This is a genomic window from Mordavella massiliensis (assembly GCF_016902415.1).
GTDB lineage: Bacteria > Bacillota > Clostridia > Lachnospirales > Lachnospiraceae > Merdimonas > Merdimonas faecigallinarum.
This window is the reverse complement of record NZ_JACJLV010000077.1, coordinates 1-5,301: the sequence shown is the minus strand read 5'-3', so window position 1 is coordinate 5,301 and position 5,301 is coordinate 1. Positions and strand designations below refer to the sequence as shown.

The window sequence follows — 5,301 nt, the reverse complement described above, 5'->3', positions numbered from 1 at the left end:
TCCGCCTGCTGAACTGTCGTTGGTCAGGATCCACGGGCAGGTACATACTGCCAGGATACCGATCAGGATAACAGCGGTCTTATGTTTCATCTTGAATGCATCCATAAAGGCATATGCCGGCGGGATGACGTTACTTGCCAGGTTGGTGGTCAGCTGTGCGAAGATAATGAACGCCAGTGTTACGATCATAACCACCTTGTTGTCAACCATCTGTGCAAATGCATTGATCGGGTTTGCAACGCCTGTAGCGGTGGAAGCCATGGCTCCGATCACGCCCAGAAGGATGGTTGCAGGAACCATTGCCAGGAAGTAGGAAGATCCACGCTTCATTACTGACATTCCGTCCTTCATCTCACGGGAATAGTCGCCCGCATTCAGCATAACTGTGGTACTGTTTCCAAAGAATGCGATGATCGCTGCCACGAACGGCATGCCCCAGGTTCCGGACTTGTCGATCAGCTTGGTGCTTACCACATCGCCATACTCTGTGATACACAGATACAGAAGATAAATCATGGCAATGGAGATAACCACGCCTCCGATATTTCCAACCATCTTTGCTCCCTGGAATCCCTTGATGGACAGGAGGATCTGAATGATCTGGAATACGATAAAGAAGACCCAGATATTGTCAAATCCGAACAAAGCAATGGAAATGTTGTTGATCGCAGCGCCTCCAAGCCAGGTCTGATAGCCGTACCATACGATCGCCGGCAGGCCCCGGATCAGACTGGGCACTACGTTACCTTTGGTACCAAATGCGCTTCGGAGCTGTACCGCATATGGCGCGCCGGTATTGTAACTGAACTGGTCGTTAAGGGCAATGCCCACTACCAGGATCAAAGATCCGATGGCAACGGCCAGGAACAGCTGCAGCAGGTTCAGACCCGCCTCTACCTGTGCGGAACCCTGTGCCAGTGTACCGATGGAAATACATCCTCCCAGCCACAGCATGGTGTTGGATCCCCATCCCATGATTCGCTTTTCCTTGGAAATCGGGGCCAGTGATGACTGTTCCTGTTTGGGTTTTTCGTTTGTGTTTACTTCACTCATCTCTTTACTCCTTCCTTTGATGTATTGCTATTTTACCGGGGTGATGTACTCACCATATCCGATAGCATCCTCTTTATAAGTCTCGCCGTCAGCGACAACTTTTCCACGGATCACGGTGCAGACCGGAGCGCCTTTTCCTTCCAGTCCGTCGAAGCAGGATACATGGCCTTTGGTCAGAAGCTTCGTCTGGTCGCACTTCCATGCCTTCTCAGGATCAACGATCACGATATCGCCGTCGAATCCCAGTTCAAACGCACCTTTTCTTCCGTACAGACCGAAGATCTTCGCCGGATTGTAATCCATAACTTTTGCGATCAGGCTGGGGCTTAAGCCCTTCTTGTTAACAACCATATCAAACATCATCGGCAGGAAGAACTGGATAGAGTTCAGGCCGCCCCATGCATGCCAGATATCCTTGGTCGCATTATCTTTCTCTTCGTCAGCTGCCGGTGAATGGTCGCTGCCTACGCAGGAAAGTGTGCCGTCCAGCACGTAATCCCACAGCTTCTCCATAGCTTCTTTGTCTCTCATCGGAGGCGTACATTTTGCCGGAGCTCCCTTTTCAAATACAAAATCTTCTGTAAATCCAAGGTAATGCGGGCAGGTCTCTGCTGTGATCGGAAGACCTTCATGGATCGCGTCTTTGACAACCTGCGCTACCATCGGATGGCTGACATGGCAGATATGTACGCGTCCGCCTGTGGCTCTTGCCATATCAATGACATTTTTAGTAGCCACATACTCGGTCCATACATCGTGGGAATCCAGGAAGTCCCGGATTTTTTCCTCATTGGTCCGTCCTTCTTTGGCTTTTGCCTCTTTTTCTCTCTCCAGAACCTGTCCGTACTCCTCGCAGTGGAATCCGCAGAGTGCATTGTACGGTTTCAGGGTCTCCAGTGCTTTCCTCACATTTCCAAGATTCACGGTTGGGAAGAGATCGCCGTTGGGGCAGGTAAAGCCCTTAAATGCAGCAACGCCGCAGTTATGAAGATCTACCAGATCGTTCATGTTATTTTTCACAGAACCTGGCTTGTCGTCAAAATCGCCGACCAGGCCGCCCCACAGAGCGTAATCTACCAGAGAGTGTCTGCTGATCTTGCTCATCTTCAGATCAAAGATCTCTTTGTTCATCAGAGACGGATCGTTGTTCAGAGGCATGTCGATCAGGCAGGTGCAGCCTGCAACTACCGCAGCTCTGGAACCGGTCTCAAAATCTTCACGATACTCAAATCCAGGCTCATTCAGATGGGCATGACAGTCAATGATGCCGGGGAATACATAATTTCCTTTTGCGTCGATGACTTCTTTTGCTTCCGCTTCCGTTCCTTTAGCAAGAAAAGCCGCATACTTGCCATCCTGAATGGCGATGTCTGCTTCATAGATGCGGTCAGGAGTAACGAGTTTACCATTTCTTACCAACAAATCATACATAAAAAACTTTCCTCCTATCAAGTTTTCTGATTTTAGTTTAAACAAAATTAAACTAATAATAAAAATAGGTCGACCAAACCACTATTTATAAAAAACATTTTATTCTAAATTTCTCCGAAAAACAATGGAATAAAAGAGGGAAAAATCTCCATTTTTTTGTCTAATGTGTATAAATTTATTTTTTTATTTCTCCGTTTATTGTAAAAAATCGCCTTTTTGCAAATGCCTTTGTATTTTTGTTTTTTTCCTGCTAAAATGTGTATGCAGGAGATCTTCTCCTTTCGTTTACGGAATCATTATGCAAGATTATGAATAAGGAGCATTCGTTTATGCAGATTATGATCACAGACCTTTCCCTATACGCAAAAACGATCCTGGAGCAGCACAGCTCCTGGACCGTTCATTCTGTCTACCGGAAAACCATCAATCTGCAGTCCGGGGATTTACTTCTGGCTCTCCAGACAGCCGGTTCCCCGCTTTCCCCTATCAGCCTGATCACAGATCTTTCTGAAGCCGGAATGGACGCGCTGAAAGCCGTACCAGGGATGGAGATCCCTTCCTCTGCCCTTCAGACGGACCAGGCAAATGTCCGGGATCTGTTCCTGTCCCCCTTCTCCGGCAGTTTCGGGAAATTGTCCGCCGCCATCCATCAGGCAATCTGCCAGGCAGATGACCAGGGCTTCCGGCTCCTGTTTCTTCCGGACCGGCAGAAAAACGCTTCCCTTATCATGGAGGCAGCAAAAAAAAGCCTGACAGACTGCAGGCTTTTCCTTCAAAAACAAGAGACAAAAGCCGCGGCTGCGGCTCTTGTACGTCTGACCGGACTTGGCATCGGCCTGACCCCCTCCGGCGACGACTTCCTCTGCGGTGCACTGGCAGGGCTGATCCTTACAAATAGTTGGAATCTTCCCTTCACCACAGCTCTCCGGCAGGAAATTTACGCCCATCTACATGATACCAACGACATCAGCCGGGCATTTCTTGCCTGCGCGCTGGAGCGGCAGTTCAGCCTGCCCGTCGTGTCCCTTGGAAAATCTTCCGGCGCGGTTACTTCCGATGAGATCCTGACCGCATTTTCAAAGATTGGACACTCCTCCGGGATCGACACCCTGTGCGGGATCTATTACGCACTGACATGCATCCCGTAATAAAAATAAATATTATATTTTGCTAAACCACTGCTTCCACGTAACAATTCCCGATCCCATTAATAATCGGTTTAAAGGTCCTTTTCTCGAAGTCCTTCATCATATATCTTACTATCTACGTATTCTTCTGACATAAACAGATTATATCTTCGCGCCGTGCAGCATATTTTTTTGCCAGACTCCGAAAAATAAATGCTTAAGAAAATTATTTTTTGTATGTACAAACTTGATACTTTATATTATAATAGTATCAAGTTTCAACGAAAGGTGGTGCAGGCTATGACTGATTTAAATTCTTTAAAAAAACTTACCAGGGAAAACGGATATTTATATACAAAAGATGTAACCGAATCCGGCATCCGCCGGGAAATCCTAAAAAAATATCTGGATCAAGGCATTTTGATCCGGGAAAGCCGTGGAATCTATTCTTTTTCAGGCAATAACAATGATGAATTTGTCCTCTTGCAAAGCAGATGTAAAAAAGGAATTTTCTCTTATGGAACAGCCTTATATTTCCATGGATTGTCAGATCGCTTCCCGCATATGATCTCACTGACTGTTCCAAAAAATTATAATGTATTTTATTTAAAAGAAAAAATGCATAATGTAGATTTTCACAGAACCATCCCTTCATTGTGGAATGTCGGAATCACAGAAACCATCTCCCCCCAAGGTGGGAAAATCAAGATTTACGACAAAGAGCGGTGTATCTGCGATACGATACGAATCCGCAGGCAGACAGATCCACAAATTTATTCACAGGCGATAAAAGGATATTTTTCCTCCAAGGAAAGTAATTATATCCGTCTGATGGAATATGCCAAAAAATTTCATATTGAAAAAAAAGTAGAAGAATATATGGAGATATTATTATGATGAAAACACCTGAACAATTGAAAGGAGCTATCCGCAACCTGGCAAAAAGAAAAGGAATCCACGCGCAGGAAGCTCTTCAGATCTTTATGTTTGAACGAATCATTGAACGCCTGGCCGTTTCCCCATATCGAGATAATTTCATTCTCAAAGGTGGCCTGTTGATTTCAGCAATTCTCGGCATTGCAGAACGTACTACCATGGATATGGACACAACTGTAAAAGGACTGGCGATGGATGAGAAAAATATCCGAAAAGCCATTATAGAAATTTTAAACCAACCCATTGATGACGGAATAAAATTTCATTTCTTAGATCTCTCCCCCATTCGCGAAGATGACGAATATAACAACTTTCGTGCTTCTATCCAGGCTGTCTATGGAAAAATGCAAATCCCTATGAAAATCGATATCACAACCGGGGATAAAATTATCCCCGGAGAAATCCAATTTTCCTATCCTTTTTTATTTGACAACCGCCAGGCAGCAATTAAAGCCTATACAATAGAAACAATACTGGCAGAAAAATATGAGACGATTATCCGCAGGAATATAGGAAACACCCGCGCAAGAGATTTTTATGACTTGCATCTTTTGTATCGGCTATATGAAGAAAATGCAGATTGGAATCTTCTTAAGCAGGCTGTCCTCGCAACAGCAGAAAAAAGGAACTCTCTACCTGTTTTGCAGGATATAGAACCCATTCTATCAGCATTAAAAAACTCATCTTTTCTACAAGATCTATGGAAACGATATCAGGCACAAAATACTTATGCAAAGGAAATCACCTATTCTTC

At 45.2% G+C, this 5,301-nt stretch carries 5 protein-coding genes; 3 read left to right on the top strand and 2 right to left on the bottom strand.

The features are described 5' to 3' along the window. Positions 1 to 1,053 (bottom strand): NCS1 family transporter (locus H6A13_RS12505; protein ID WP_204909877.1); only part of this gene is annotated, 1,053 nt, incomplete at its 3' end. 27 nt (positions 1,054 to 1,080) lie between these two features. Beyond that, a complete protein-coding gene (allB, locus tag H6A13_RS12500; protein ID WP_204909876.1) occupies positions 1,081 to 2,484 on the bottom strand; it encodes an allantoinase AllB in 1,404 nt (467 codons plus the stop codon). A gap of 329 nt (positions 2,485 to 2,813) precedes the next feature. Between allB and H6A13_RS12495 the strand changes: the two genes are divergently transcribed. The 3 genes from H6A13_RS12495 to H6A13_RS12485 all read left to right on the top strand — a co-directional run. Beyond that, entirely contained in the window at positions 2,814 to 3,632 is an 819-nt protein-coding gene (locus tag H6A13_RS12495; RefSeq protein ID WP_204909875.1) for an oxamate carbamoyltransferase subunit AllH family protein, read from the top strand. A 216-nt stretch (positions 3,633 to 3,848) separates the two neighbouring features. Then, entirely contained in the window at positions 3,849 to 4,508 is a 660-nt protein-coding gene (locus H6A13_RS12490) for a type IV toxin-antitoxin system AbiEi family antitoxin domain-containing protein (protein ID WP_204909874.1), read from the top strand. Next, a partial coding sequence (locus H6A13_RS12485) for a nucleotidyl transferase AbiEii/AbiGii toxin family protein (protein ID WP_243424799.1) occupies positions 4,505 to 5,301 on the top strand: 797 nt, incomplete at its 3' end. The genes H6A13_RS12490 and H6A13_RS12485, both read left to right, overlap by 4 nt.